The organism is Streptomyces sp. NPDC051563 (assembly GCF_044454225.1).
In the GTDB taxonomy this organism is placed as follows: Bacteria; Actinomycetota; Actinomycetes; order Streptomycetales; family Streptomycetaceae; genus Streptomyces.
Map to the genome: position 1 here is coordinate 186,031 of NZ_JBITDL010000010.1, position 25,746 is coordinate 211,776.

At 70.8% G+C, this 25,746-nt stretch carries 20 protein-coding genes; 6 read left to right on the forward strand and 14 right to left on the reverse strand.

Annotated elements, in window-relative coordinates:
- Positions 1–12: 12 nt before the first annotated feature.
- Together ACIA8F_RS14445 and ACIA8F_RS14450 are read right to left on the reverse strand one after the other, a co-directional pair.
- On the reverse strand, positions 13–2,001 hold the full coding sequence (locus ACIA8F_RS14445) for a hypothetical protein (RefSeq protein WP_399378682.1): 1,989 nt from the start codon (positions 1,999–2,001) through the stop codon (positions 13–15).
- Positions 2,002–2,195: 194 nt separating this feature from the next.
- Positions 2,196–3,836 carry a hypothetical protein gene (locus ACIA8F_RS14450; protein ID WP_399378684.1) on the reverse strand — a complete coding sequence of 547 codons (1,641 nt, stop codon included), beginning with the start codon at positions 3,834–3,836 and terminating at the stop codon, positions 2,196–2,198.
- 645 nt (positions 3,837–4,481) lie between these two features.
- Between ACIA8F_RS14450 and ACIA8F_RS14455 the strand changes: the two genes are divergently transcribed.
- The 4 genes from ACIA8F_RS14455 (at position 4,482) to mscL (ending at position 7,317) form a co-directional block, all read left to right on the forward strand.
- Entirely contained in the window at positions 4,482–5,000 is a 519-nt protein-coding gene (locus ACIA8F_RS14455; RefSeq protein ID WP_399378686.1) for a hypothetical protein, read from the forward strand.
- A gap of 192 nt (positions 5,001–5,192) precedes the next feature.
- On the forward strand, positions 5,193–5,966 hold the full coding sequence (gene pyrF, locus ACIA8F_RS14460) for an orotidine-5'-phosphate decarboxylase (RefSeq protein ID WP_399378688.1): 774 nt from the start codon (positions 5,193–5,195) through the stop codon (positions 5,964–5,966).
- A gap of 160 nt (positions 5,967–6,126) precedes the next feature.
- Positions 6,127–6,693: a hypothetical protein gene (locus ACIA8F_RS14465; protein ID WP_399378690.1), complete on the forward strand. Its 567-nt coding sequence runs from the start codon at positions 6,127–6,129 to the stop codon at positions 6,691–6,693.
- Positions 6,694–6,813: 120 nt separating this feature from the next.
- Positions 6,814–7,317, forward strand: coding sequence for a large conductance mechanosensitive channel protein MscL (mscL, locus tag ACIA8F_RS14470; RefSeq protein WP_399378691.1), 504 nt, complete (start codon positions 6,814–6,816; stop codon positions 7,315–7,317).
- A 13-nt stretch (positions 7,318–7,330) separates the two neighbouring features.
- On the opposite strand, the gene ACIA8F_RS14475 is transcribed toward mscL, so the two are convergent.
- The 12 genes from ACIA8F_RS14475 to nirB all read right to left on the reverse strand — a co-directional run bounded on the left by ACIA8F_RS14475 (position 7,331) and on the right by nirB (position 23,490).
- On the reverse strand, positions 7,331–7,558 hold the full coding sequence (locus tag ACIA8F_RS14475) for a hypothetical protein (RefSeq protein ID WP_399378693.1): 228 nt from the start codon (positions 7,556–7,558) through the stop codon (positions 7,331–7,333).
- 37 nt (positions 7,559–7,595) lie between these two features.
- A complete protein-coding gene (locus tag ACIA8F_RS14480; RefSeq protein WP_399378695.1) occupies positions 7,596–9,023 on the reverse strand; it encodes a NarK family nitrate/nitrite MFS transporter in 1,428 nt (475 codons plus the stop codon).
- 2 nt (positions 9,024–9,025) lie between these two features.
- Positions 9,026–9,394 carry a hypothetical protein gene (locus ACIA8F_RS14485; RefSeq protein ID WP_399378696.1) on the reverse strand — a complete coding sequence of 123 codons (369 nt, stop codon included), beginning with the start codon at positions 9,392–9,394 and terminating at the stop codon, positions 9,026–9,028.
- The gene (locus tag ACIA8F_RS14490) at positions 9,391–10,062 is read right to left on the reverse strand and encodes a ubiquinol-cytochrome c reductase iron-sulfur subunit (protein WP_399378698.1); all 672 of its coding nucleotides are present in this window, start codon (positions 10,060–10,062) and stop codon (positions 9,391–9,393) included. The genes ACIA8F_RS14485 and ACIA8F_RS14490 overlap by 4 nt, the downstream gene beginning before the upstream one ends.
- Entirely contained in the window at positions 10,059–10,658 is a 600-nt protein-coding gene (locus tag ACIA8F_RS14495) for a 4Fe-4S dicluster domain-containing protein (RefSeq protein ID WP_243335392.1), read from the reverse strand. The genes ACIA8F_RS14490 and ACIA8F_RS14495 overlap by 4 nt, the downstream gene beginning before the upstream one ends.
- Positions 10,659–10,664: 6 nt before the next feature.
- Positions 10,665–12,995 (reverse strand): molybdopterin oxidoreductase family protein, encoded by a 2,331-nt coding sequence (locus ACIA8F_RS14500; RefSeq protein WP_399378700.1) that lies wholly within the window; start codon positions 12,993–12,995, stop codon positions 10,665–10,667.
- Entirely contained in the window at positions 12,992–14,086 is a 1,095-nt protein-coding gene (locus ACIA8F_RS14505) for an MFS transporter (RefSeq protein WP_399378701.1), read from the reverse strand. The genes ACIA8F_RS14500 and ACIA8F_RS14505 overlap by 4 nt, the downstream gene beginning before the upstream one ends.
- A gap of 104 nt (positions 14,087–14,190) precedes the next feature.
- On the reverse strand, positions 14,191–15,033 hold the full coding sequence (gene pflA, locus ACIA8F_RS14510; RefSeq protein WP_399378703.1) for a pyruvate formate-lyase-activating protein: 843 nt from the start codon (positions 15,031–15,033) through the stop codon (positions 14,191–14,193).
- A gap of 109 nt (positions 15,034–15,142) precedes the next feature.
- On the reverse strand, positions 15,143–17,413 hold the full coding sequence (pflB, locus tag ACIA8F_RS14515; RefSeq protein ID WP_399378705.1) for a formate C-acetyltransferase: 2,271 nt from the start codon (positions 17,411–17,413) through the stop codon (positions 15,143–15,145).
- Positions 17,414–17,663: 250 nt separating this feature from the next.
- Positions 17,664–18,968 carry an anaerobic C4-dicarboxylate transporter family protein gene (locus ACIA8F_RS14520; protein WP_399378798.1) on the reverse strand — a complete coding sequence of 435 codons (1,305 nt, stop codon included), beginning with the start codon at positions 18,966–18,968 and terminating at the stop codon, positions 17,664–17,666.
- Positions 18,969–19,104: 136 nt separating this feature from the next.
- A complete protein-coding gene (locus ACIA8F_RS14525) occupies positions 19,105–20,526 on the reverse strand; it encodes an MFS transporter (protein ID WP_399378706.1) in 1,422 nt (473 codons plus the stop codon).
- Between the two features lie 177 nt (positions 20,527–20,703).
- On the reverse strand, positions 20,704–23,490 hold the full coding sequence (nirB, locus tag ACIA8F_RS14530; RefSeq protein ID WP_399378707.1) for a nitrite reductase large subunit NirB: 2,787 nt from the start codon (positions 23,488–23,490) through the stop codon (positions 20,704–20,706).
- Between the two features lie 272 nt (positions 23,491–23,762).
- Between nirB and ACIA8F_RS14535 the strand changes: the two genes are divergently transcribed.
- The gene (locus tag ACIA8F_RS14535) at positions 23,763–24,488 is read left to right on the forward strand and encodes a sirohydrochlorin chelatase (protein ID WP_399378709.1); all 726 of its coding nucleotides are present in this window, start codon (positions 23,763–23,765) and stop codon (positions 24,486–24,488) included.
- Positions 24,489–24,515: 27 nt separating this feature from the next.
- A complete protein-coding gene (locus tag ACIA8F_RS14540; RefSeq protein ID WP_399378711.1) occupies positions 24,516–25,685 on the forward strand; it encodes a low temperature requirement protein A in 1,170 nt (389 codons plus the stop codon).
- Positions 25,686–25,746: the final 61 nt, after the last annotated feature.

The following is a 25,746-nucleotide window of genomic DNA, read 5'->3' on the forward strand; positions in this document are numbered from 1 at the left end:
TTCGGCCCGGCTCTAGCGCACGGTGAAGCGGGTCTTGATCACCTTGCCGTTGACCAGGACCTCGGAGGCCATGATCGAGGTGGTGGCCGGGTCCCGGACGGTGAAGTTCAGCGCGAACGTGCCGTCCAGGCCGATGATGCGGGTGACACAGGCGTCGGAGGTCTTCGAACCGTCCGCCTTGCGGCCGCTCACCACCACCGTCGCCACCGGGGCGAAGCTGCGCCCGGTGACCTGCACGACCGTGCCCACGGGACCGCTGTCGGGAGACAGGGCGTACGAGGGCGCGGGCGGCGGCGGGGTGCCGCCGACGGTGAACCGGGCCAGTGCCTTCTTCCCGTTCACGAGCCACTCGTGCGCCTGGAGGGCGACGGTGGCGGGGTCGTTGACCGTGAAGGTCTGGGAGAAGCTGCCGTCCAGGCCGACCACCTTGGTCTTGTAGCTGTCACCGGTCTTGTTGCCGTCCGCCTTCAGGCCGTCGATCTGGACGGTGCTGACCGGGGCGAACCCCTGACCCACGACGGTGACCTTCGTACCGGTCGGACCTGTGGACGGGGAGAGCGTGATGAACGTCTTGGCCACCGTGAGCGGGGCCGTGACGTGCAGCCCGCCTGAGGCGACCTGTACCTGGTAGGCCCCTTCGCCCACCGAGGAGGCGAGCGTGACCGTACCGGAGAGCGCCCCCGAGGCGCTGACGCCCAGGTTCACCTTCGCGATCTTCGCCGGGTCGCAGCCGGTGCCGTCCGCCGCGCACAGGGCTGCCGAGGTGGCGGCGCCGGCGGGCCAGCCGGTGCCGGAGAGGGAGAGCGTGGCGCCCGGTTTCACCGTGGCCGCGCCGGTGGCGAGGGTGACGGCGTTGGTGGTGACGGTGAAGGGGACGTTGGTCTCGGTGCCGGCCACGGCGCCTTCGTCGGTGTGGATGAAGGCGATGGCCGGGTCACTGATGGTGAACTCGGTGCTGAACGTGCCGTCGGTGGTGGTGCTCGGATAGACGGCGGTGTCGTCGAGCGTGTTCCCGTCGGCGTCCAGTGCGACCACGTTGAGCTGCTGGTCCTGGTGGTAGTTCTTCCCCGACACCGTGATCACGGAGCCGACCGGACCGTGATCGGGGCTCGCGGTCAGCTCGTACGGGCCCGCCGGGACGTACGCCTTCACCTGGAGCGGAGCCTTGGCCTGCTTCGTACCGTCGCTCACCTGGACGGAGTACGAGCCATCGGGGAGCGTCCAGGAACTCGCGAGGCCGATGCTGCCGCTCAGCCCGCCCGAGGCGTCGATGGCCAGGGTGCTCGACGCGATCATGGCCGCGTCGCAGTTGCCGCCCGCCGCGTCACACAGCGTCGGGGTCGCGGTGGCGCCCGGGGTCCAGCCGCCGCCCGACAGCGTCACGGAGGTACTGGGCTTCACCGGACCGGCCGGGGCCGAGACCGTCGCCTCCGTGCTCCCGCCGCCCTGCGCCGTCACCGTCGCCACGGTCCCGCCGCCGGCGGTCACGTCGCAGGGGGTCTGGTAGGTGCCGCCGAAGACCACGGTGGTGGTGCGGGTCCGCACGGGGGCCAGGTTGACCGCTCCGGAGGCGTTGGCCGGGAGGAAGAAGTCCCCTTCGAAGGGCGGGAGGACGACGGACTGGCCGCTGGTGTAGTCGAGGTTGACCGTCGGCCCCTGGATGGTGACCGTACCCGTGGCCCCGCCGGACAGCGCGAGTTCGATCGCCGGGGTGGTCGGGATGTTGCTGAGGTTGGTGGTGCTCTTCGCCGGGCTGACGCCGAGGGTGATCCTGGCGTGGACCTTGCCGCCCGGCGGGACGCTCGTGGTGCTCAGGTCCACGGTCATGCTCTGCGGACCGGTGGCCTCGCCCTGTCCGGCGGGGAGCGAGCAGTGCACGGTGGGGCTGACGGTGCCGGCCTGGGCCACGGGGGCGAGGGCCAGACCGCCCGCGGCCAGGATCAGGGCGATACCGCCCGTGACCATCGGCGTTCGCCGCGGCAGTCTTCGGTGCGAGAGCATCCGGTCTCCCTTTGTCGGTGGGGGCGTGGGGTGGTGGGGGTGCGGGCCGGGATCCCGCGCGGGTGCGCGGAAGCCCGGCCCGGTGGTGCGTGGTGTGTGGTGCGTGGTGTGTGAGTGCGTGGTGCTTGGTGCGTGGTGCGTGGTGCGGTCCGCGCCGGGACACGGTCGTGCGTGCGCCGGGTCCCGGTGCGGGCTCAGGACAGCGAGAGCGTGAGCGTCGCCGCGTAGTTCCCGCCGGGGACCACCGCCGGTACGTGGAGCTTCAGCCCGGCAGAGGCGTCGTAGACGCCGCCGACCACGCTGCCGCCCGCCTGGACCTGGCAGAGGCCGGCCGGGGTGGCGCCGAGCGCCGCGGGCGCTCCCGCGGTCGGGGTGCCGATCGCGTCGGCGTGCGCCGAGCAGGACGGGGTCCAGCTCACGGCGCCGGCCGGGATCACGGCCGTACCGCCGCCGGCGGCGGTGAAGTCGCCGAGCGTGCCGGTCAGCGACCAGCCGGCGGTGCCGCCCCTCGCGTCCGATACCTGGATCGGGTTGAGGGCGCCCGGGACCTCGTGGCTCGAACCGTCCAGCTGGACGGTTCCGAAGTTCACTTCCCCGCCGGCCTGGCTCATCGAGAGCGGGCCGGGCGTGACGGAGAAGGTGAACTTCTGCGTGCCGGTGCCGCCTTCGCCCGGTTCTCCGCCGGTGGTGACGGTGAAGGGGATCTTGGTGTCGGTCCCTTCCACGCCTCCCTCGTCGGTGTGGATGAAGGCGATCGCCGGGTCGCTGATGGTGAACTCGGTGCTGAACGTGCCGTCGGTGGTCGTGTTCGGATAGACGGCGGTGTCGTCGAGCGTGTTGCCGTCGGCGTCCAGTGCGACCACGTTGAGCTGCTGGTCCTGGTGGTAGTTCTTCCCGGACACCGTGATGACCGTGCCCACCGCGGCCCGGTCCGGGTAGGCCCTCAGCTCGTACGGGCCCGCCGGGACGTACGCCTTCACCTGGAGCGGAGCCTTGGCCTGCTTCGTGCCGTCGCTCACCTGGACGGAGTACGAACCGTCGGGGACCGTCCAGGAGTCGGCGAGGGTGATGCTGCCGCCGAGTGCGCCCGCGGCGTCGATGCTCAGCGAACCGCCGACCAGCTTCGTCGCGTCGCAGCCGCCTCCGCCCGCATCGCACAGGGTCGGGGTCGCGGTGGCGCCGGGGGTCCAGCCGGCACCCGACAGGGTCACGGACGTGCTCGGCTTCACCGGACCGGCCGGCACCGACACGGTCGCCTCTGCGCCGCCGCCGCCCTGTGCGGTGACCGTGGCGACCACGCCACCGCCGCTGACGACCTCGCAGGGGGTGTTGTAGTTGCCGCCGAAGACCACGGTGGCCGTGTTCATCTTGACGGGGGTGAACTGGATCGGCCCGGAGGCGTTCGCCGGGACGAAGAAGTCGCCCTCGTAGGGCGGGATCACGATCGGGGCGGGCGCCGCCGGGACGTCCACCGGGACCGTCGGCCCCTGCACGGTCACCTTGCCCGTGGCCCCGCCGGACATCACGAGGTCGATCGAGGGGGTGGACGGCACGTCGTCGAGTTTGAACGGGCTGGTCGCAGGGCCGGGGCCGAGGGTGACCTTGGCGTGCACCTTGCCGCCCGGCTGCACCGTGGCCGGGGTGAGATCGACGGTGATGTCCTGAGGGCCGGAGGGTTCGCCCTGGCCGGCGGGCAGGACGCAGTGCACGGTGGGGTGAATCGTTCCCGCCTGTGCCGTGGGCGCCAGGACCGCGCCCGCCAGGGCCAGGGCGGTGGTCACACCGCCGGCCAACAGCGCCGATCTACGGGCCACCGGACTTCGCTGGAAGAACACCTGATCTCCTCATTCCCGAGTAGGAGTTCCGGCCTGCTCGTGGATGAGCCGGCCGGCGGTCCGAGCGGCCGGCTGCGAACGGTTTCCCTTTCGGTCACTTTCCGCATCCATCACACGGAATGCCTACGGTGTGTCGAAATGGACGAGGGAATGCCCGCGGGCGGAAGCATGACTCTGTAACGCCCACTCCCCTTTTGATACAGCCCGCCCGGACGGCCGTCCGACCTGATCACAATGCATACGGTCCGGTTGGTCGGCGTGCGCCCGGGCCACTCGGAGCGACAGCGTCGCGCAGCGCGGCAGAGAAGGGAATAGGCAAGTTGACGGTACGTCAGATGAAATTTACGGAGCCACCCGTAAAGTCAACCGCGGCGTGGTGAGTCACGCGGACTTTACACCGCCGACTCACCTCCGTAATCAAAAAGAATTTGACGAAACCGCTTGACTGCCACCCGAAAGCACGGCTTCACTGCAATTCGGGATACCGGATCCAGCCAGAACGGGGCGTCGTCGAACCGGGCGCCTCCGAGCCTCGGCCGCCGTCCTCCCGGGAATTCCCGTCACCAAGCGGCACGCTTCCGCTCCGGCGTGCCCGCGTTCCTGCGACACCCTCATGTCCGCCAGGTCCCCGAAGGGAGCACCACCATGTCCCGCCTCAAGATCGCCGCCATCGCAACGGTCGGCGCGGCCGCCTTAGCGGCCTCGGTCGCACTGTCGACCAGCGCCTACGCCGTCGCCCCGGCCACTACGACCGCCACGTTCAACTGCGCCACCTGGGGAAGCGGCAGCGTGACCCTCACCGCCACCGACTCGGGCGGCGTCAAGAAGATCAAGCTCGCGTCGACCGCCATCAAGGTGCCCGCGGGCACGGCCCCGATCGGTGCCAACACCATCGCGACCGTCGTCAAGGTCACGAAGAACGGCGTCGCCGGAACCACCCAGTTCTCCGGCACCGTCAACCCGCCCATGGTCGCGGGCGGTTCGGTCACCGTCGGCCCGCTCCCGCTCACCACGGGCACCCTGGTCGCCGGCAACACGACCAATGTCGCGCCGCTGGCCGGGGCTCCCGGCGCGGGCAACTTCACCGTCTCGATCACCCCGCCGGGCGTTCCGAGCATCTACTGCACCGCAACCAGCGCGCAGGCTTCCAACTTCACCTGGTAGCACCGGCCCTCACCCGAGGGCACACAACCGGCCGCAAGGACCGGAGGGTGGCGGGCCGGAACCTCGACCCGCCACCCGTTGCCGTGCCGTGCCGTGCCTCATTCGGGCTCACCCGGGACGCGCCCGGGTCCGCCGGAACCCGGCGGAAGGCCCGCCGGATTCCCTCCGAGCGCCGCCGAGCACACTGACGGGGTGAACACCAGCGCCGACCACCAGGTCATCGTCGCCCTCGACTTCGCCGACCGGTCCGCCGCCGAGGCCCTCGTGGCACGCCTCGGGGGCGCCTGCGGGTTCTACAAGGTCGGGCTGGAGCTGCTGACCGCCGCCGGACCGGACCTGGTGCGCGGGCTCGTCGACCGGGGCCACGAGGTCTTCCTCGACCTGAAGCTCTTCGAGATCCCGAACTCCGTGGCCGGCGCCGTCCGCGCCGCGGGCGCCCTCGGCGCGTCCATGGTCACCGTGCACTCCATGGGCGGTACGGGCATCATGACCGCCGCCGTGGACGCCGCGCGGGAGTTCCCCGGGCTACGGGTGCTCGCGCTGACGGTGGTCACCAGCATGACGGGGAGCGACCTCACGGACATCGGCATCGGCAGCGGTCGCGGCGGCAGCGGCAGCGGCAGCGGCGTGAGCACTGACGAACAGGTGCTGCGGCTGGCCCGGCTGGCGGCGGAGGCCGGATGTGACGGGGTCGTCGGGTCACCCCGGGAGGCCGGCCCGCTGCGGAGGCTGCTGGGGCCCGACCGGCTGATCGTCACGCCGGGCGTGACCCTGCCGGGCGGGGAGACGGGCGGGGAGGCGGGCGGGCACGCCCGCTCCGATCACGCCCGCTCCGACACCCCGTGGGCCGCCTTCGCGGCCGGAGCCTCGCACGTCGTGGTGGGGCGGTCGGTGACGCGGGCCACAGATCCGGTGGCGGCGCTGCGGAGGGTCGCGGCGGGGCCGAGGGGTGCGGCGGGGCGGTAGCTCCTGCGGGTGACGGGGATTTCCACAAGCTGGGGACGGTCCACAGGGGCGAGCGGGATCCGGCGGGGCGGCGGATCGTGTGGGGTGTCCGGGCGCTGGGTCCGGGCACCGGACTCCGCTCCCCGGACTCCGGGTTCACTCCGTCAGGTGGTGGCCTTCCATGACCGCGAACTCCCGCGTCCCTTCCCGCTCCGCACCCCACGTCCACACCCCGGTGCGCCCCTCCCCCGTCCCCCGTTCCCCCTCGTCCGGTACGTGTCCCCCCGCGCGCTCCGTTCCCCTCTTCGCCCCGCTCCGCGTGGGGCGGGCCGGGGACCGGCTGCGCCGGGCGGTACGGCGCCGGCGGCGCGGGGCCGCGGCCGGGCTGGCCGTCGTGGCGGCCGTGCTGGCGGTGGGCGGCACCGAGGCACGGGCCTCGCGGGGCTCCGCGCCGCCCTCGGCGCAGCCCCCTCCGGCGGCGGTGCGGCTGGTGTCGGCGCCGGTGCGCATCGCGGACGCGGCGACGGTGCGGCTGCTGCGGCCCGGGGACCGGGTGGACGTGGTCGCGGCGGAGCGCGGCGGGCCGCCCCGGGTGGTGGCGGCGGGGGCCCGGGTCACCGAAGTGCCCGCTCCGGAGCAGGGCGTCGGGGACGGCGGGGCGCTGGTGGTGCTGTCCGTTCCCCGGGACACCGCGCGGGCCCTCGTGGGGGCGGGGACCGTGTCCCGACTGGCGGTGACCTTGTGTTGAATCGCACGAACGTGCAGTCAAGTCACCGTGGGGTGTGGGTCGATTGGACACCCCCGGACCAAACTGCCGTAGCTTTCGGAACCGTTGGCTCCATGTTCGGCAGATACGAAGAAGGGCTCAGTGGTGAGCGAGAAGAAGAAGGTGAGCGTGCTGGCAGGCTTCAAGGCCTTCCTGATGCGCGGCAACGTGGTCGACCTGGCGGTGGCCGTGGTCATCGGCGCCGCGTTCACGAACATCGTGAACTCGGTCGTGAAGGGCTTGATCAGCCCGGTGATCGGCCTCGTCGGCACGCAGAGTCTGGACGCCTACAAGAGCTGCATCAAGGACCCCTGCGGAGTCGGCGCCGACGGCAAGCCGACGGGCGTGGAGCTCCTCTGGGGCTCGGTGCTCAACGCCGCGCTGACCTTCCTGATCACCGCCGCGGTCGTGTACTTCCTCATGGTGCTGCCGATGTCGAAGTACCTCGCCCGGCAGGAGGCGCGCCGCAAGGCGAAGGAAGGCGTCCAGGAGACCATGGAGATCACCGAGCTGGAGGTCCTCAAGGAGATCCGCGACACCCTGGTCGCCCAGCGCGGCGCGGGCGGCGGGCAGGTCCAGTCGGACTCCCCGGGCCCCCGGCTCTAGGCGGGCCCTGCGGTCAGACGTGGTGCGGCGGCTTCTCGTCGAGGAAGCGGGCCAGGTCGGCCGCACTTCCGCCGGCGGGCGGCCGCTCGCCCCAGCCCCGGTCGGTGTCGTCCGAAGACTGCTGGTCCAGCGGGTCTCCGAAGTCCAGGCGCGGCTTCGGCCGGGACTTCGGTTCGGGCTTCGGGACGGTTTGCGGGGCGGGCTTCGGGGTGTGCGGGTCGGTGGCGGGGGCGTCGCTCATGCCTCCAGGGTACGGCCGCCCCCGCCGCCGGCCCCGCTCAGCTGGGGGCCTCGGCGCCCTTGCGGGCGTAGAACCAGTAGCAGACCACCAGGCACGTGGCGTAGAAGCCGATGAAGATCCACAGTGCGTTGGTGACGGCCATGGCCGCGAACATCGCGGGGATGAAGAAGAAGCCGTAGGCCGCGATGGCCGAGGAGAAGCCGGTGACGGCGCCCGACTCCATCTCCGATTGCTTCAGCGCCGCGGCCTGCGCCTCGGGCCCCTTGCCCTCGGCCGCCTTCATGTGGCTGTCCCGGAAGATCACCGGGATCTGCCGGAAGGTCGAGCCGTTGCCCAGGCCGGAGAAGGCGAAGGCCACCAGGAAGCCGATGTAGAAGGGCCAGAAGTTGCCCTCCTGGCCTCCGGACGGGAGCGCGAAGATCACCACGACGAGGGCCGCCGCCATGCCGATGAAGGACAGGATGGTGACCCTGGCTCCGCCGATCTTGTCCGAGAGCCAGCCGCCGCCCCAGCGCGTGAGGGCCCCGATGAACGGGCCGATCCAGGCGTAGGTGGTGGCCTGGTAGCCCTGCCCCTCGAAGTTGTTCTTGATCAGCAGCGGCAGCGCGGCCGCGAAGCCGATGAAGGAGCCGAAGGTGCCGACGTAGAGCCAGGTCATCAGCCAGTTGTGCTTGCGCTTGAAGATGATCTTCTGCTGGCTGAAGGGGGCCGCGGCCACCTTGAGGTCGTTCATCAGGAACCAGGCGGCCAGCGCCATGATGACCAGCAGCGGCACCCAGAGGAAGGCGCCGTTCTGCAGCCAGATGTCGGTGTTCTTCTTCGCGTCGTGCTGGGGTCCGCCCGCCGGGGCGCCCAGGACGGCCGCCGTGACCACCAGCGGGGCGACCAGCTGGACCACGCTCACGCCGAGGTTGCCGAGGCCGCCGTTGAGGCCGTTGGCGCTGCCCTTCTCCCGCTTGGGGAAGAAGAAGCCGATGTTCGCCATCGAGGAGGCGAAGTTCGCGCCGCCGATGCCGCACACGGCCGCGATCAGGGCCAGCTCCCAGTACGGCGTACCGGTGTCCTGGAGCGCGAAGCCCAGCCACAGCATCGGCGCGACCAGGATGATCGTGCTGAAGGCGGTGAACTTCCGCTCGCCGAACATCGGCCCGATGAAGGTGTAGAGGATCCGGAAGGTGCCGCCGGTGATGCCGGGGATGGCGGTCAGCCAGAACAGCTGCGACTTCGAGAACCCGAATCCGACGTCGTTCAGCCTGACCACGGTCACCGACCAGACCTGCCAGACCACGAAGCCGAGCATGAGCGCCGGGATCGAGACCCAGAGGTTGCGCTGGGCGACCCGGTGCCCCTTGGAGTTCCAGAAACCGTCGTCCTCCGGCCGCCAGTCGGCGATGGTGGCCCCGGGCTTGTAGCTTTCCGCGCGGTGGCTGCGGGATGCCGACGGAGTCGGCGTGGGAATCGACATGGTCATCGGTCCTTCGGGTCGAGGAGCCACAGTCCGATCACGACGAGGAAGGACAGGATCAGGAATCCCGCCCCCCACCAGGCCGTACCGGTGTTTCCCTTCATCCACTCGTTGACGGTCACGGTGAGCGCCCAGAGCTGGCCGATCACGACCGTGAGGGCCAGGAGGAGGCGCGCGTTGAGCCGGGAGGAGCGCTCGGGTTCCTGCTCGGTGCCGGCTCCCGGGCCCGGGCCCGTGTGCCGGATCCGGGGGTCCCCGTATCCGCTGGTGGAGCGGATCTGCGGGTACCGCTCGCGCACCGGGCGGTTGAGCCGTGGCTCGGCACTGCCCGGGTGGTACTCCGCGCGGGGCGGCAGCGGTGGCTCGCTCATGTGGCCCTCCTCTGCGTGGTGCCCGCCTGTGCGGCGCCGGGGCAGCCCAGACGGGCCGACTCCACCGGGTGGGAGTCGCCGAACTGCCGGCAGAGCGCGTCCTTGGCCGGCTCCCCCGACCGGGCGGTGGCGACGGCCCAGACGCTGCCGTCGGCCTGCTCGGTCAGGTAGATCCTCGGCAGCGGGCGCGGCGGCGGACCGGCCGTCACCTCGCCGGTGCGGGCGTCGAAGACACCCTCGTGACAGGGGCAGTACAGCTCCCCGTCGGGGCCCCGGTCCTTGCGCCACAGCACGCCGCAGGCCAGGTGGGTGCAGACGGCGGAGTAGCCCACGAGGGAGCCGTCGCCCAGGCGCACGGCCAGGGCCCGGTCGTCCTCGCCGGGGAACCGGAAGGCGACGGACTGGCCGGGAGCCAGCCGGTCGGCGACCTTCTTCGGATCGGGCAGGCCCTCGTTGTCCCCGTGCCGGTGCAGGATGCCCGCGGCGACGCCGACACCGCCGATGGCCAGGCCTCCGGAAACGGTGGCGACGATCCGCAGGTAGTCCCGGCGGGTGGTGAGGGAGTCGGCGCTGATCCGGTCGCGCAGCTGCTCGATCGCGGCGTCGGCGGCCGCCCCGCCGTCGGAGGCCGGACCTGGGTGCGGAGGTGGCTGCTCGGTGACGCTCATCGGACGTCCCTTCCGTTGATCTCGACGACGGGCAGGCCGCCGGGGACGGGCCACTGGACCTTGTCGGCGGGGACGACCATGGCCACGCCGGTCTGGACGACGACGTCGCCGAAGACGAAGGAGTCGGCCACCTGGACGCCGGGGCGCTCCGCCTGGAGCTCTTCGAGGGTTCCGTAGAAGAGGGCCCCGGTCGGGCAGACCGTCGCGCACATGGGGGCGAGGCCGTAGGCGGTGCGGTCGTAGCAGAGGTTGCACTTCATCTGCAGCTTCGCCTGGAGGTCGATCTTCGGGATGCCGAAGGGGCAGGCGTTGACGCAGTTGGAGCAGCCGATGCAGCGGGTGGTGTCGGCCTGCTGGACCACGCCGTCGGCGGTCACCAGGATCGCGTCGGCGGGACAGACCTCGGCGCAGGGGGCGACCGGGTCCTCGCAGTGCATGCAGACGCTCGGGAGGGAGGCGACGGACATGCCCGGTTCGGTGTAGTCCAGGTGGATCATCGACTTCCCGCGGTGCGAATCGCACTCGCGGCAGGCCGAGACGCACGCCTGGCAGCCGATGCAGCGACCCGGGTCGATGAAGATCGTGCGGCCCATCATGGCGGGTCAGCTCCTCTCCGCCGTGCCACGGCCCTGGGGGGACGTGGGCGGCAGGGGGTCGGTGCGGGACACCTGGGTCTCCGGATAGGCCTCACGTCCCGGCGCGGTGGGCGGGGCGGGTACCTCGTCGACGCGTTCGGCGGCCTCGATCCGGGCGGCGCAGACCTTGTACTCGGGGATCTTCGAGCGGGGGTCGAGGGCGTCGATGGTCAGGGCGTTCGCGGAGGTCGGGACGGGCCAGTGGTACGGGATGAAGACGGTGTCGGGGCGGATCGCCTCGGTGACCAGGGCCGGGAACACCTCGCTGCCGCGCCGGGTGACCACCCGTACCGGATCGCCGTTGCGGAAGCCGTGCGAGGGGTGGACCTCCACCCAGGGGCGGGGGGTCTGCTCGACGAGGGCGCCGAGGCGGCGGGTCTGGTTGCCGGAGAGGAAGTGCGCGACGGTGCGGCCGGTGGTGAGGGAGAGGGGGTACTCCTCGGTGTAGGCGTCCATGGGCGGATGCCATTCCACGACCTGCATGTGGATCTTGCCGTCGGGGTGGTAGGTCCGGCCGTCCTCGAACAGCCGGGGGGTACCGGGGTGCTCGGTGGAGGGGCAGGGCCAGGCGATCCCGCCGGTCTCGTCGAGGCGTTCGTAGGTGATGCCGTAGTAGTCGTTGACCGTGCCGGCGGAGGCGACACGCAGCTCCTCGAACACTTCGCGGGAGCCGGGGAAGTCGAAGTGCTTCCCGGCGCCGAGCCGCCTGGCGAGCTCGCAGATGACCCAGGTGTCGGTGCGCACCCCGGCGGGGGGCTCCTGGGCCTTGTTGTGCTTGACCACGCGGGCCTCGGCGTTGGCCATCACGCCCTCGTCCTCGGCCCAGGTGGTGACAGGGAAGACCACGTGGGCGTTGGCCGCGGTCTCGGAGAGGAAGAAGTCGAACTGGGCGTGGAACTCGGCGGTGTCGTAGCCGTCCTTGACCACCGCGTAGTTGGGGAGGGAGACGAAGGGGTTGTTGCAGATGCCGATGAGGCCGCGGATCTCCTTGCGCTGCATCTGCCAGACCATCTCCATCATGGAGGTGCCGGCGGTGGGGAGCTCGGACTCCTCGATGCCCCAGATCCGGCAGATCTGCTTGCGGTGCTCCGGGTTGGTGATGGAACGGCCGCCGGGCAGCAGGTCGGACTTCTGGCCGTGCTCGCGGCCGCCCTGACCGTTGCCCTGCCCGGTGATGGTGCCGTAGCCGGCGCCGGGCTTGCCGATGTGGCCGGTGGCCACACACAGGTTGATCACGGACAGGCAGTTCTCGACGCCCTGGGAGTGGTGCTCGATTCCGCGGGCGTGCCAGGCCATGGCCTTGTCCGCGCCGGCGAAGACGCGTGCCACCTGGACGATCTGCGAGGCCGGCACCCCGCAGATCTCCGCGGAGCGCGACGGCGGGTACGCGGCGACGGTCTTCTTGACCTCTTCCCAGCCGGTGGTGTGCGCGGCGATGTAGGCCTCGTCGGTGAGGCCCTCGGCGATGACCACGTTGAGCACGGCGTTGAAGAAGGCCGAGTCGGTGCCGGGCTTGAGCGCGACGTGGATGTCGGCGGTGCGGGCGATGGCCGTCTCGCGCGGGTCGATCACGATGAGCGAGGCTCCGCGGTCCCGGGCGCCCCACAGGTACTGGGTCATCACGGGGAAGCACTCCCCCACGTTCGACCCGGCGATGAGCAGGCAGTCGCTGAGGAGGATGTCGGAGAAGGGGTTGCCGGCCCGGTCGATGCCGAAGGCGAGCTTGTTGGCTCCGGCGGCGCTGACCATGCACAGGCGGCCGTTGTAGTCCACGTGCTTGGTCTTCAGCGCGACCCGGGCGAACTTGCCGACGAGGTAGGTCTTCTCGGAGAAGAGGCTGGCCCCGCCGAGCAGCCCGAAGGCGTCGTTGCCGTGGGCCTCCTGGATGCGCCGGATCTCGGAGACGGTGAAGTCCAGGGCCTCGTCCCAGGAGCACTCCCGGAACTCCTCGTCCCGGGAGTGCCGCATCAGCGGGGCGGTCAGCCGGTCGGGGTGGTTGACCTGCTGGTAGGCGTTGATGCCCTTGGGGCACAGCCGCATCCGGTTGATGTCGTGGTTGCGGGGCTCCACGCCGAAGACCTTGCCGCCCTTGTCCACGCGCAGGTACATCCCGCACTGCACCCCGCAGAAGCAGCAGTGGGTGGGAACCAGGGTTTCGCCGTTCTGGTCGGCGTGCCACTGGTCCGCGGGGATGCCGCCGGCGTCGCGGAAGTTGCGGGTGCCGGGCGGTGCGATGGAGGGGTCGAGGGAGAGGGGTACGGGCCGGGACGCGGCCTTGATGGGGTCGGTCGCGGTCACTTGAAGCCCTTCTTGACGTGGCTCAGGTAGGCGTTGCCGCGCAGGACCCGCTTGCAGCGCGGGCAGTATTCGGCCCAGGCGTCGAAGTCGAGCTTCAGGTCCTTCATCGTGCCGCGCAGGTTCTCCACGTAGGGCGCGGTGTCGATGGGCTCGGCGCAGCGCTTGCAGAGGAAGATCTGCTCGTCCTGGCGGGCCGTGTACTTGAAGAGCTGCATGCCGACGGCGGCCGGGCGCTGGACGATGTGGAAGAACTTCCCGAACGGGATGTAGATGAGGGTGAACACCACCGACACCATGTGCAGGATCGCGAGGAACTCGTATCCGCCGCCGTGCAGGAAGATCGAGGAGAAGGTCAGCAGCAGACCCGTCACGGAGATCACGATCAGGCAGATGAGCGGCAGCAGGTCGTAGGCGAAGCGCTGGCCGGTCATCGCGCCGCGGTCCCTCATCCGCCGGTACAGGAAGTACGAGGCTCCGGGGATGACGAGGACGGCGGCGATGTCCAGGCCGTGGAACATCAGCCAGCCCAGGACGCTGAGCGCGTCGAAACCGAGGACCTTGATGCCCCAGACCCGCATGTCGTAGCCGGGGCCCGCGCCGCTCTCCGAGGTGAAGGTGAACCAGCCCCAGGTCAGCGGGAAGGTGATCGCCGCGGCGAGGAGGCAGCCCCAGAACATCAGCTGGTGGGCGATCCAGCGGGGGCGCGAGCGGGCGCCGAGGAACTTCTGGAAGCCGAGGTAGGTGGCGATCATCTTCGGCAGGGCGGTGGGCGCCTTGCGGAAGTTCTCCACCGACCAGAAGCTGCCGATGCCCTTTTTGAAGAGGCGCCGCGCGCCGGGGGCCGAGACCCACACGGTGTACCGGTAGGCCACGCCGAAGGCCAGGAAGACGGTGGCGACGGCGTAGGGCAGCAGGGCGGAGTCGAAGTCCCGCAGCAGCCGGCTGCCGAGCACGATCGCCACGATGAGCAGGAGCGAGACGACGGTGCCGGCCAGGGTGGCCCGTGCGGTGACGGACCGCCCGGCCGGCGGCGGGGTCTCGGGCGCCGGTGGGGGCGGCGCGGCTTCGATGACATCTGAGGGCTCGGACACAGCACCACGCTAGGTGGTATGTACCGTTTCAGCCCGTTATGCGGAGCTTATGGATGGGCTGTTCGAGTGAGGACCCGAGTGGACCCGCGCGCGGGCCCCGCACCTCAGACCGCGTTCAGTCCCTGCGCGGCGAAGATCGCCTTCGCCTCGGCGACCTGTGCGGCGGTCGGGGACGGCGTGTCGTGGAGGGTGAACTTCATGTCGAGCGCTTCCCACTTGCTCTCGCCGAGCTTGTGGAAGGGCAGGACGTCGACCCGCGAGATGTTGTCGAGGCCGCCGGCGAAGGCGGCGACGCCCTCGATGTTCTCCCGGGCGTCGGTCAGGCCGGGCACCAGCACGAACCGCAGGTGCACCTCCTTGTCGAGGTCGGCGAGGCGGCGGGCGAAGTCCAGGGTCGGCTCCAGCGGGCGGCCGGTCACCTTCTTGTACGTCTCGCGGTCCCAGGACTTGATGTCCAGCAGGACCAGGTCCACGTCGCGCAGCAGCGCGTCGGTGGCGCGGGCCCCGAGGAAGCCCGAGGTGTCCAGTGCGGTGTGCAGGCCGAGGTCGTTCTTCATCCGGTGCAGCAGTTCGCCCGCGAAGACGGGCTGGAGCAGCGGTTCGCCGCCGGAGATGGTGGCGCCGCCGCCGGAGGCGGAGATGAACTTGGTGTACTTGCGGGCCTCGGCGATGACGTCGTCGGCCGAGGTGCGCTTGCCGTTGCGCATCCGCATGGTGTCGGGGTTGTGGCAGTACAGGCAGGTCAGCGGGCAGCCGGACAGGAAGGTCACGAACCTGGTGCCGGGGCCGTCGACCCCGGTGGACAGGTCCCAGGAGTGCACCGTTCCCTCGCTCGGCCGCTGGGTCGCGGCGGCCGCGGGCGTCTGGCCGGCGCTCAGCTGGCCGGGGCCCACGCTGATCGCGTTGGCGTGGCCGACGGGGAGGCTCGTACCGAAGAGGACGGTCATGGCAGGTGCTCCAGCTTCCAGATTCCGTGGACTGATCTGGTGACGCGCGGTCCCGGGGCCGGGTGAGGGCCGGCCCCGGGCCGCGCGTGCTCGTGGGCTCTCGTAGGGGTCAGAGAGAGCCGTGGAAGGTGCGGTTCAGCACGTCGAGCTGCTGAGCGCGCGTGAGGCGGACGAAGTTCACCGCGTATCCGCTGACGCGGATGGTGAGCTGCGGGTAGTTCTCCGGGTGCTCCATGGCGTCCATGAGCGTGTCGCGGTTGAGCACGTTCACGTTCATGTGGAATCCGTCGACCGACATGTAGCCGTCGAGGACGCCCGCCAGGTTCTTGATCCGCTCCTCGGGGGTGCGGCCCAGGCCGTCGGGGGTGACGGTGTTGGTCAGCGAGATGCCGTCCTCGGCGTCCTCGTACGGGAGCTTCGCGACCGACAGCGCCGAGGTGACGTAGCCGTGGGTGTCGCGGCCGTTCATCGGGTTGGCGCCCGGGGAGAACGGCTCGCCGGCGCGGCGTCCGTCCGGCGTGTTGCCGGTCTTCTTGCCGTAGACCACGTTCGAGGTGATGGTCAGGACCGACTGGGTGTGCTCGGCTCCGCGGTACGTCGGGTGCTTGCGGATCTTCTTCATGAACTCCTCGACCAGCCAGACGGCGATCGAGTCGACACGGTCGTCGTTGTTGCCGTACGCCGGGTAGTCGCCCTCGATGGTGTAGTCCGTGACGAGGCCCGTCTCGTCGCGCACCGCGGTGACCTTGGCGTACTTGATGGCGGCCAGCGAGTCGGCGGCGACCGAGAGGCCGGCGATGCCGCAGGCCATGGTGCGGCGCACGTCGCGGTCGTGGAGCGCCATCTCGATGCGCTCGTAGGCGTACTTGTCGTGCATGTAATGGATGACGTTGAGGGCGTGGACGTAGGTGTCGGCGAGCCATTCCATCTGCTCGTCGAACTTCGCCATGACCTCGTCGTAGTCCAGCACCTCGGAGGTGAGGGCGCCGGTGGACGGGCCGACCTGGGCGCCGGACTTCTCGTCGCGGCCACCGTTGATCGCGTAGAGCAGGGTCTTGGCGACGTTCACGCGGGCGCCGAAGTACTGCATCTGCTTGCCGACCGGCATCGCCGAGACGCAGCAGGCGATCGCGGTGTCATCGCCGAAGCGCGGGCGCATCAGCTCGTCGGACTCGTACTGCACCGAGGAGGTGTCGATCGAGACCCGGGCGCAGAACTCCTTGAAGCCCTGCGGGAGCTGGGGGGACCAGAAGACGGTCATGTTCGGCTCGGGGGCCGGGCCGAGGTTGTAGAGGGTGTGGAGGTAGCGGAACGAGGTCTTGGTGACCAGCGGACGGCCGTCCTCACCCATGCCGGCGATCGACTCGGTGACCCAGGTGGGGTCGCCGGAGAAGAGCTCGTCGTACTCCGGGGTGCGCAGGAAGCGGACGATGCGGAGCTTGATGATGAAGTCGTCGACCAGCTCCTGGGCCTGCTCCTCGGTGAGGATGCCGGCTTCGATGTCGCGCTGGAGGTAGACGTCGATGAAGGTGGAGGTGCGGCCGAGCGACATGGCCGCGCCGTTCTGCTCCTTCACGGCGGCCAGGTACGCGAAGTACAGCCACTGGATGGCCTCGCGGCCGGTGGTGGCCGGGCCGGAGATGTCGTACCCGTAGGAGGCGGCCATCGCCTTGAGCTCGGCGAGGGCGCGGATCTGCTCGGAGAGCTCCTCGCGCAGGCGGATCGTCTCCTCCAGCGAGCGGTTGCCCGCGGGGAGGGAGTTGATCTCCTCCTTCTCCTCCTTCTTGACGGCGATGAGGCGGTCGACACCGTAGAGCGACACGCGGCGGTAGTCGCCGATGATGCGGCCGCGGCCGTACGCGTCCGGCAGGCCGGTCACGATGCCGGCCTTGCGGGCGGCGCGGATGTCGGGGGTGTACGCGTCGAAGACACCGGCGTTGTGGGTCTTGCGGTACTCCGTGAAGACCTTCTCCAGGTCGTCGGAGACCGGGTAGCCGTAGGTCTCCAGGGCGCCGGCGACCATGCGCCAGCCGCCGTAGGGCATGATCGCGCGCTTGAGCGGGGCGTCCGTCTGGAGGCCGACGATCAGGTCCTTGTCGCGGTCGATGTAACCGGGGGCGTGCGCGGTGATCGACGACGGGATGTCGTACGCGACGTCGTAGACGCCCTTCTCGCGCTCCTCCGGGAACTTGTCCGTGATCGCCTTCCACACGGCGGTGGTGCGCTCGGTGGGGCCGGCGAGGAAGGTGTCGTCACCCTCGTACGGCGTGTAGTTCTGCTGGATGAAGTCGCGGACGTCGATGGCGTCGCGCCACAGACCGCCCTTGAAGCCGTTCCAGGCCTCGCCGTTCTTCGTGGTTTCCGCAGGGGTGGCAGTCATCGCCCGCACCTTCCGAGTCGCCTCATTGCTTGTATCCATTGCACGCCTTTTGATCGATCATTTGGCGCCGCGTTGGTCCCGAGCTGGGGCCCGAAAGTCCCCTGATCCCCAGCACCAAGGGTCTCCCATCCCGGCTGACCTGGCACTTTGAGCAGGTCAAAGGTCCATCGTGCGCTTGTGAAAACTTTCACAAAATTCTCGAACCGGTCTGGCGGAGGGAGCGGAAAGCCGCGAGAAGGAGCCGAGCCGGTCAGACAATCTGAACCAGAGCGAAGCCTGTGGATACCGCGACGCACGTGGTGATCAGACCGGGCAGCATGAAGGAGTGGTTGACGACGAAGCGGCCGACCCGGGTGGTGCCGGTCCTGTCGAAGTTGATCGCCGCGATGAAGGTGCCGTAGGTGGGGAGGAGGAAATAGCCGTTCACGGCGGGCCACATCGCGATGAGGAGGGGAGCCGGGATACCGAGGGCGAGCCCGAGGGGCATCAGCGCCTTGGTGGTCGTGGCCTGGCTGAACAGCAGCGCGGAGAGGAGCAGCAGCATGATCGCAAAGAACCAGGGGTGGTCCTGGGCGACCCCGCCGAGGGCGCCGGTGATCCGGGCCTCGTTGGCACCGATGAAGGACAGCCCCAGCCACGACAGCCCGAAGACCCCGATGACGGCGACGAGGCCGGACTTGGCCACGTCCGTGCCGGGTATCCGCTTGGCGTCGACCTTGCACAGCAGCAGGATCAGCGCGGCCACGGCCATCATCAGGATCTCGATGGTGGCCGGCATCGAGAGCGGCCCCTTGGCCGTCTCGGGGCGCAGCGCCGGGAAGAGCCCGCTGAGGACGACGCCGAGGGTCCCGCCGAGGAAGAGGTACGCGGACCAGCGCGCCCGCGGCCGCGGCGACGGGGCGGCTTCGGCCGGGGCCGGAGCCTCGATCTCTCCGGCGGCCAGCCGGCGCAGGTACTCGGTGTCCTTCCCGAGCTCCTTGCCGATCCGGGACTGCACGGTGGCCGCGACGAGCACGCCGAGCAGCGTGGAGGGCACGGCGACGGCCATGATCCGGGGCAGGTTCCAGCCGTCCCCGTCGAACATCACGATCATGGCGGCCATGGCCGCGGAGACGGGTGAGGCGGTGATACCGAAGGTGGCCGCGATGGAGGCGACCGCGATGGGCCGCTCGGGCCGGACGCCGCCCTCGCGGGCCACGTCGTGGATCACGGGGAGCAGGGGGTAGAAGACATGGGCGGTGCCGGCGCCCAGGGTGAAGGCCCAGGAGACGAGGGGAGCCACGTAGACCACCCGGCTGGGCTTGCGGCGGATCGCCTTCTCGGCCAGGGCGACGAGGTAGTCGATGCCGCCGGCCGCCTCCATCGCGGCGGCCGCCATGATCACCGCGAGGATGATCAGCATGACGTCGACGATCCCGGAGGTGTCGGCGGGGGTCACCCCGAAGAACGTCGCGAGCACGAAGACCCCGACGGCTCCCCAGAGCCCCATGGCCACTCCGCCCTTGCGGGACCCGAGCGCGATGGCCGCCACCATGACGGCGAGTTGCAGGAACATGCCGAGCACGGGCCTGGCCTTTCAGTCTGTGTGTATCGCAGCCGGGGGCAGAGCCCCGAAAGGCCCGGGCGGGGTCGGGCGACGCCGGTTCGGCGCCCCGCGACCACACCCGGGCCGGTCCGGCCGGGGCTGCTGACTAGCTGGGGGCTTCCGCGCCCTTGCGGGCGTAGAACCACCAGGCCACGACGACGCAGCTGGCGTAGAAGCCGACGAAGCCCCACATCGCGCTGGTCACGGCGAAGTTGGCGAACATCGCCGGGATGAAGAAGAAGCCGTAGGCGGCGATGGCCGCGGTGAATCCGGTGACCGCGCCCGACTCGATCTCGGCCTGCTTCAGGGCCTTCGCGTACTGCGGGGTGCCCTCCGTCAGGCCGGCGAGGTGCTGGCCGCGGAAGATGACCGGGATCTGGCGGAAGGTCGAGCCGTTGCCGATGCCCGAGAAGAAGAAGGCCGAGAGGAAGCAGAAGAAGAAGCCGTAGAAGGAGCCGGAGTCGGAGCCGGCCGGCAGGAAGGTGATCACGCCGATGATCGACGCGCCCATGCCCACGAAGGACAGGATCGTCACCCGGGCTCCGCCGAACTTGTCGGCGATCCAGCCGCCCGCCCAGCGGGCCAGCGCGCCGAGCGCCGGGCCCATCCAGGCGTAGGTGGCCACGGAGTACGCCGGGAAGGTCGTCTTGATGAGCAGCGGGAGCGCCGCCGCGAAACCGATGAAGGAGCCGAAGGTGCCGACGTAGAGCCAGGTCATCAGCCAGTTGTGCTTGCGCTTGAAGATGATCTTCTGCTGGCTGAAGGGGGTCGAGGCCACCTTCAGGTCATTCTGGCCGAACCAGGCGACGGCCGCGAGGACGATCAGGACCGGCACCCAGACGAACGCGGCGTTCTGGAGGTAGATCTCCGAGCCGTCCGCCTTCTTCTGGCCCGAGCCGATCGCCAGCACCGAGGTGGTGATCAGGATCGGGGTGAGCAGCTGCACCACGGAGACGCCCAGGTTGCCCAGGCCGCCGTTGATTCCGGTCGCGTTGCCCTTCTCCTGCTTCGGGTAGAAGAAGCCGATGTTGGCCAGGGAGGAGGAGAAGTTGGCGCCGCCGATGCCGCAGAGCGCGGCGATGGCGACCAGCGTGCCGTAAGAGGTGGTGGGGTCCTGCACCGCGAAGCCCAGCCACAGCAGCGGCACGATCAGCACGACGGTGGAGACCGCGGTGAAGCGGCGCTGGCCGATCATCGGGCCGATGAAGGTGTAGAGGATGCGGGCGGTACCGCCCGTGATGCCGGGAACGGCGGTCAGCCAGAACAGCTGGGACTGGGAGAAGCCGAAGCCGACGTCCTTGAGGTTGGTCGCCGTGATGCTCCACACCTGCCAGACCACGAAGGCCACCAGCAGGGCCGGTACCGCGATCCACAGGTTGCGGGTGGCGACCCTCTTGCCGGTGGTCTGCCAGAAGGACGGGTCCTCCGGCGTCCACTCCGTGATCGTGCGACCGGGGCGGTACTGCGCCGGATCGGGCGCGTGCACTCGGCCGGTCGCCGCGCGCGCGTCCTGCTGGGCGGAACTCATGGCATGTCCTGTTCGAAGGGGCCTGAACGTCTGAAGGGGTGGAGAAAAATGAAGCTGAAAGCCCTGACCTTCTTAGGGTCCGCCTACAGGGGCGCCCGGCATCAGGGGAGAACGTCGCGTGGGCGACAGGACAAGGTCCCATCGCCCACAGTGCGTTGGTACGGCGGCCGCAGAGCCCTAAGGCTTGAGGTCCACCAGCGGCAGGGACACCTCGGGGTCGTCCAGGCAGATGCCGGTCCGCAGGTCGAAAACCTGCTTGTGCATCGGAGAGGCGACGACGGGCACTCCGTCGCGCGAGCCCATGATGCCGTTGGCGATGACGTCCGCCCCCGAGAAGGGGTCCCGGTTGCCGACCGCGTAGACCTCGCCCGCGCGGTCCTTGAAGACCGCGGCCTCGGTGCCGTCCGGCAGCACGGCGGTGCGCCCGCGGCCCGGCTCCAGCGCCTGCGCGGCGTCTTCGGCGCCCGCGGCCGCCCCGAAGTCCACGGTCCCGAAGCGCTCCAGCGCCGCCGCGTCCTCCAGGACCGCCGACCACTCGTCCTCGTACGCCGATACGTGGCGCTCCATCTGCGCCTCCAGCTCCGCGCAGAGGCCGAGCGAGTCCTCGATCAGGACGGCCTTCAGGTGGTCCAGGCCCGCGGCGCTGCCGCCGAGCCGCTCCAGCCAGGCCGCCGTCCGCTCCAGGCGCTCGCCGGTGCGGATGTAGTACATGAGGAACCGGTCGATCAGCGCGAAGAGTTCGGCGGTGCTCAGGTCGGAGGCCAGCAGGTCGGCGTGGCGCGGGGTCGCACCGCCGTTGCCGCTGACGTACAGGTTCCAGCCGTTGGCGGTGGCGATGACGCCGATGTCCTTGCCCCGCGCCTCCGCGCACTCGCGCAGGCAGCCCGAGACGCCGCCCTTGAACTTGTGCGGGGTGCGCAGACCCCGGTAGCGCAGCTCCAGGTCGATCGCGAGCTGGATCGAGTCGCCCTGCCCGAAGCGGCAGAAGCGGGCCCCCACGCACGACTTCACCGCGCGCAGGGACTTCCCGTACGCCTGCCCGGACTCGAATCCGGCGCCGCCCAGGCGCCGCCAGATGTCGGGCAGCTGCTCCTTGCGGACACCGAAGAGGCCGATGCGCTGGGCTCCGGTGATCTTCGTGTAGAGGCCGTAGTCCCTGGCCACCTCGCCCAGCGCGATGACCTGCTCGGCCGTGATCTCGCCGCCGGCGACGCGCGGGATGACCGAGTAGGTGCCGTTCTTCTGGAGGTTGGCGAGGAAGAGGTCGTTGGAGTCCTGAAGGGCCGCCTGCTCGCCCGCCAGGATGTGTCCGATGCCGAGGTCGGGGGCGAGGGTGCCCAGCACGTTCGCGACGACCGGCTTGCAGACGGCGCAGCCCTCGCCGCCCTCGCCGTAGGACTCCAGCAGCTCGCTGAAGCCGCGGATGTGCTCGGTGCGGATCTTCTCGTAGATCTCGGCCCGGGTCAGGGTGAAGTGTTCGCACAGTCCGCGGGGCTTCTCGATGCCCGCCGCGGCCAGTTCGGCGTCCAGGACCGCCTGCAGCGTGCCGAGGCAGCCGCCGCAGCCCGTGCCGGCCTTGGTGCACTTCTTGATGCCGCCGATGTCGGTGAGGGACTCCGCGACCACCGCCTCGCGCACCCGCCCCTTGGTGATGTTGTGGCAGCTGCACACCACGGCGTCGTCGGGCAGTGCGTCCGCGCCGGGCAGCGCCACGCCCTCGCTCGACGGCAGGATGAAGGCCTCCGGCGGGGCGGGCAGCTGCCGGCCGGCGTGCGGCTTCAGCGAGCCGTACGCCTCCGCGTCGCCGACCAGGATTCCGCCGAGCAGCGCGCCGTCGGGTCCCAGCAGCAGCTTCTTGTAGACGCCCTCGCGGGCGTCGGAGAACACCACCGAGACGGCCCCGTCACGGCCCTCGGGGGCGAAGGGGTCGCCGAAGGAGGCCACGTCGGCGCCCATCAGCTTGAGCTTGGTGGAGGTGTCGGCCCCGGTGAAGGTCAGCTCGCCCGCGCCCGCGAGGGCCTCGGCGACGGTCTCGGCCATCTGGTAGCCGGGCGCGACCAGCCCGTACACCTTGCCGTCGACCGTCTGCGCGCACTCGCCGATCGCATAGACGTACGGGTCGCTGGTGCGGCAGTGGCCGTCCACGACGACCCCGCCCCGGTCGCCCACGGCGAGCCCGCACTCGCGGGCCAGGCGGTCGCGCGGCCGCACACCGGCCGAGAAGACCACGACGTCGGAGCCGATCTCCTCGCCGCTGGTCAGCCGGAGCGCCTGCGCCCGCCCGTCGGGGTGGATCTGCACACCGGCCGCGCCGACGCCCGTGTGCACGGCGACGCCCATGGACTCGATGGTGGCCCGCAGGGCGGCCGAGCCGCCGTCGTCCACCTGCAGGGGCATCAGCCGGGGCGCGAACTCCACTACGTGCGTGGCCAGTCCGAGCGTGCGCAGGGCGCCCGCCGCCTCCAGGCCGAGGAGCCCGCCGCCGATGACGACACCGGTGCGGACCTCGGCGCCGGCGGCGTACGCGGTCAGGGCCTCGACGTCGTCGAGCGTGCGGTAGGTGAAGCAGCCCTCCGCGTCGGCGCCGTCGATCGGCGGGACGAAGGGGTAGGAGCCGGTCGCCAGGACCAGGGCGTCGTAGCCGAGCACGTCTCCGGAGCGGGCGGTGACCGTGCGGGCGGTGGTGTCGATCAGTTCCGCCGGGTCGCCGAGGCGCAGGTCGATGCCGTACTTCTCCAGGAAGCCGGGCTCCACCAGGGACAGCTCTTCGCCGGTGGAGCCGGTGAAGGCCGCGGACAGGTGCACGCGGTCGTAGGCCGGGCGCTCCTCCTCCGCGAGGACGGTGACCTGCCAGCCGCCGCGCTCGGGGCGGGCCGGGTCGGCGAGCGCGTCACGCTCGGCGAGCGCCTCCAGCAGGCGGTGCCCCACCATGCCGTGGCCGATGACAACCAGCGTCTGCCCCATGGATCTCACTCCGTGTGTCCCTGTGCCGCGCGGTCTCCGGGAGGCCAGGACGGCCGGGCGGGGACGCCGCGCGTGCATGCGTTCCGACCTTTCGACGGTAGGTCCGCACCGCCGCCCCGAACGCCCGAAAAGGACCCCTGGGGACGGGGAAACGACCCTTTCCGCACAGGACCTCCGGCCCCTCGCGCGGGCCCTTGGCCAGGCTGCCGGGAGCCCGTACCGGGCCTAGCGTGGGAGGGGGACCCACGGGGTGGAGCAGGGAGGCAGACCACATGCTCGTCATCGCCGTCCACGGCAGCGCGGTTCCCGAGGCCGCCGCGACCATCGACCGGCTCGTCGCCGCCGTCGAGGCCATCAGCGGGGTGCACGCGCTGGTCGGGCACCTCGACGTGCAGCGCCCCTCGCTCGCCGAGGTGGTACGGGAGCACCCGCGCGCCGTGGTCGTCCCCCTGCTGCTCGGCGACGGTTTCCACCGCCGCGTCGACATACCCGCCGTCCTGGAGGGCACCGGCTGCGTGCTCACCGAGGGCCTCAGCGGCGAGCGCGACGTCGCCCGCGCCCTCTACGGCCGGCTGCGCGAGGCCGAGCGGCGCCGCGGCCCGTACACCCGGGCCGACGCGGTGGTGGTGGCCGGCGCCGGCTCCTCCCGCCCCGGCGGCAATGCCGGTACGGAAGCCTGCGCGGCCCAGCTCTCCGCCCTGCTGGAGAACACCGACGACGGCGCCTCCCCCGTCCCCACGCTCCCCGCCTACCTCACCTCCGCCGGCCCGACCGTCCCCGAAGCCCTGGCCGCCTTCCAGGCCGCCGGGTACCGCCGGATCGCGGTGGCGACGCACCTGCTGGCCCCGGGCCGCTTCACGCGCGCCCTGAACGCCTCGGCCGCCTGGACGGTCTCGGAGCCGCTGGCCGACCACCCGCGCCTCGCCGGGCTCGTCGTGGACCGGTACGAGTCCGCCCGGGGCACACGGGCCCTGAGGGCCGCGCGCCTCGCCTGCTGAGCCCCGTAAGGCTGCTGTCCTGGGCGGATGGCTCTGGCTTACGTACCCATGACCGCTCGCAGCCGGGACGAGGGCCACCGTGCCTCGACCCCGCTGGAGCTGTTCTTCGACCTGTGCTTCGTGGTCGCCATCGCGCAGGCGGGTGCACAGCTCGTGCACTCGCTGGCCGAGGGCCATCCCGGTACCGGCGTGATCAGCTACTTCTTCGTCTTCTTCGGCGTGTGGTGGGCGTGGATGAACTTCACGTGGTTCGCCTCCGCCTACGACTGCGACGACGTGCCGTACCGGATCGCGACCCTCGTCCAGATCGCCGGCGTGCTCGTCTACGCGGCGGGCGTCAGCCGGGCGTTCGACCAGAACGACTGGACGGTGCCCGTCATCGGGTACCTGATCATGCGCGTCGCGCTCACGGCGCAGTGGCTGCGCGCCGCCTCCGGCGAGAGCGGCCCGGCCCGCACGGCGGCCCTGAAGTACGCCGCCGGGCTGGTCCTGTGCCAGGCGGGCTGGGTGGCGCTGCTGTTCGCCCCGGACGGGTCCAAGCGCTGGCTGTTCCTGATCCTGGTCGTCGCGGAGCTGATGGTTCCGGTGATGGCCGAGCGCGGCCACCAGACCCCGTGGCACGCCCACCACATCGTGGAGCGCTACGGCCTGTTCACGATCATCGTGCTCGGCGAGACGATCGCGGCGTCCACCGTGGCCGTGAAGTCGGCGCTCGACGAGCACGAGGCCCTGGGCGAGCTGCTGCCGATCGCGGCGGGCGGGCTGCTCATCGTCTTCGCCGCCTGGTGGATCTACTTCGCGGTGCCGATGCACGAGCACCTGACCTCCAACCGGGAGGCGATCCCGTGGGGGTACGGACACCTGCTGATCTTCGCCTCGGGCGCGGCGATCGGCGCGGGCATCGAGGTCGCGGTCGAGCACGCGGTCGGCAAGGCACACGTCTCGCAGCTCGCCGCGAACACGGCCGTCACCGTCCCGTCCGCGCTCTTCCTGCTGATGGTCTGGCTGCTGCACTCCCGCCACTTCAAGCGGGGCCTCGCCCAGCAGCTGACCCTGCCGGTCTCCGCCCTCGTGGTGCTGGCCTGTTCGTGGACGGGCACCTACGCCGTCCTGTACGCGGGTCTGGCCGCGACGGCCACGGTGGTGGTCGGGACGGCCCTGGCCGGCCGCGCCCCGTCACGTCCCGCAGCCGTCTGAGGCGACCTTTCCGGGGCGGCCCTTCCGGGCGGCCTTTCGGCCCCGCCGGACCCGTCACCCC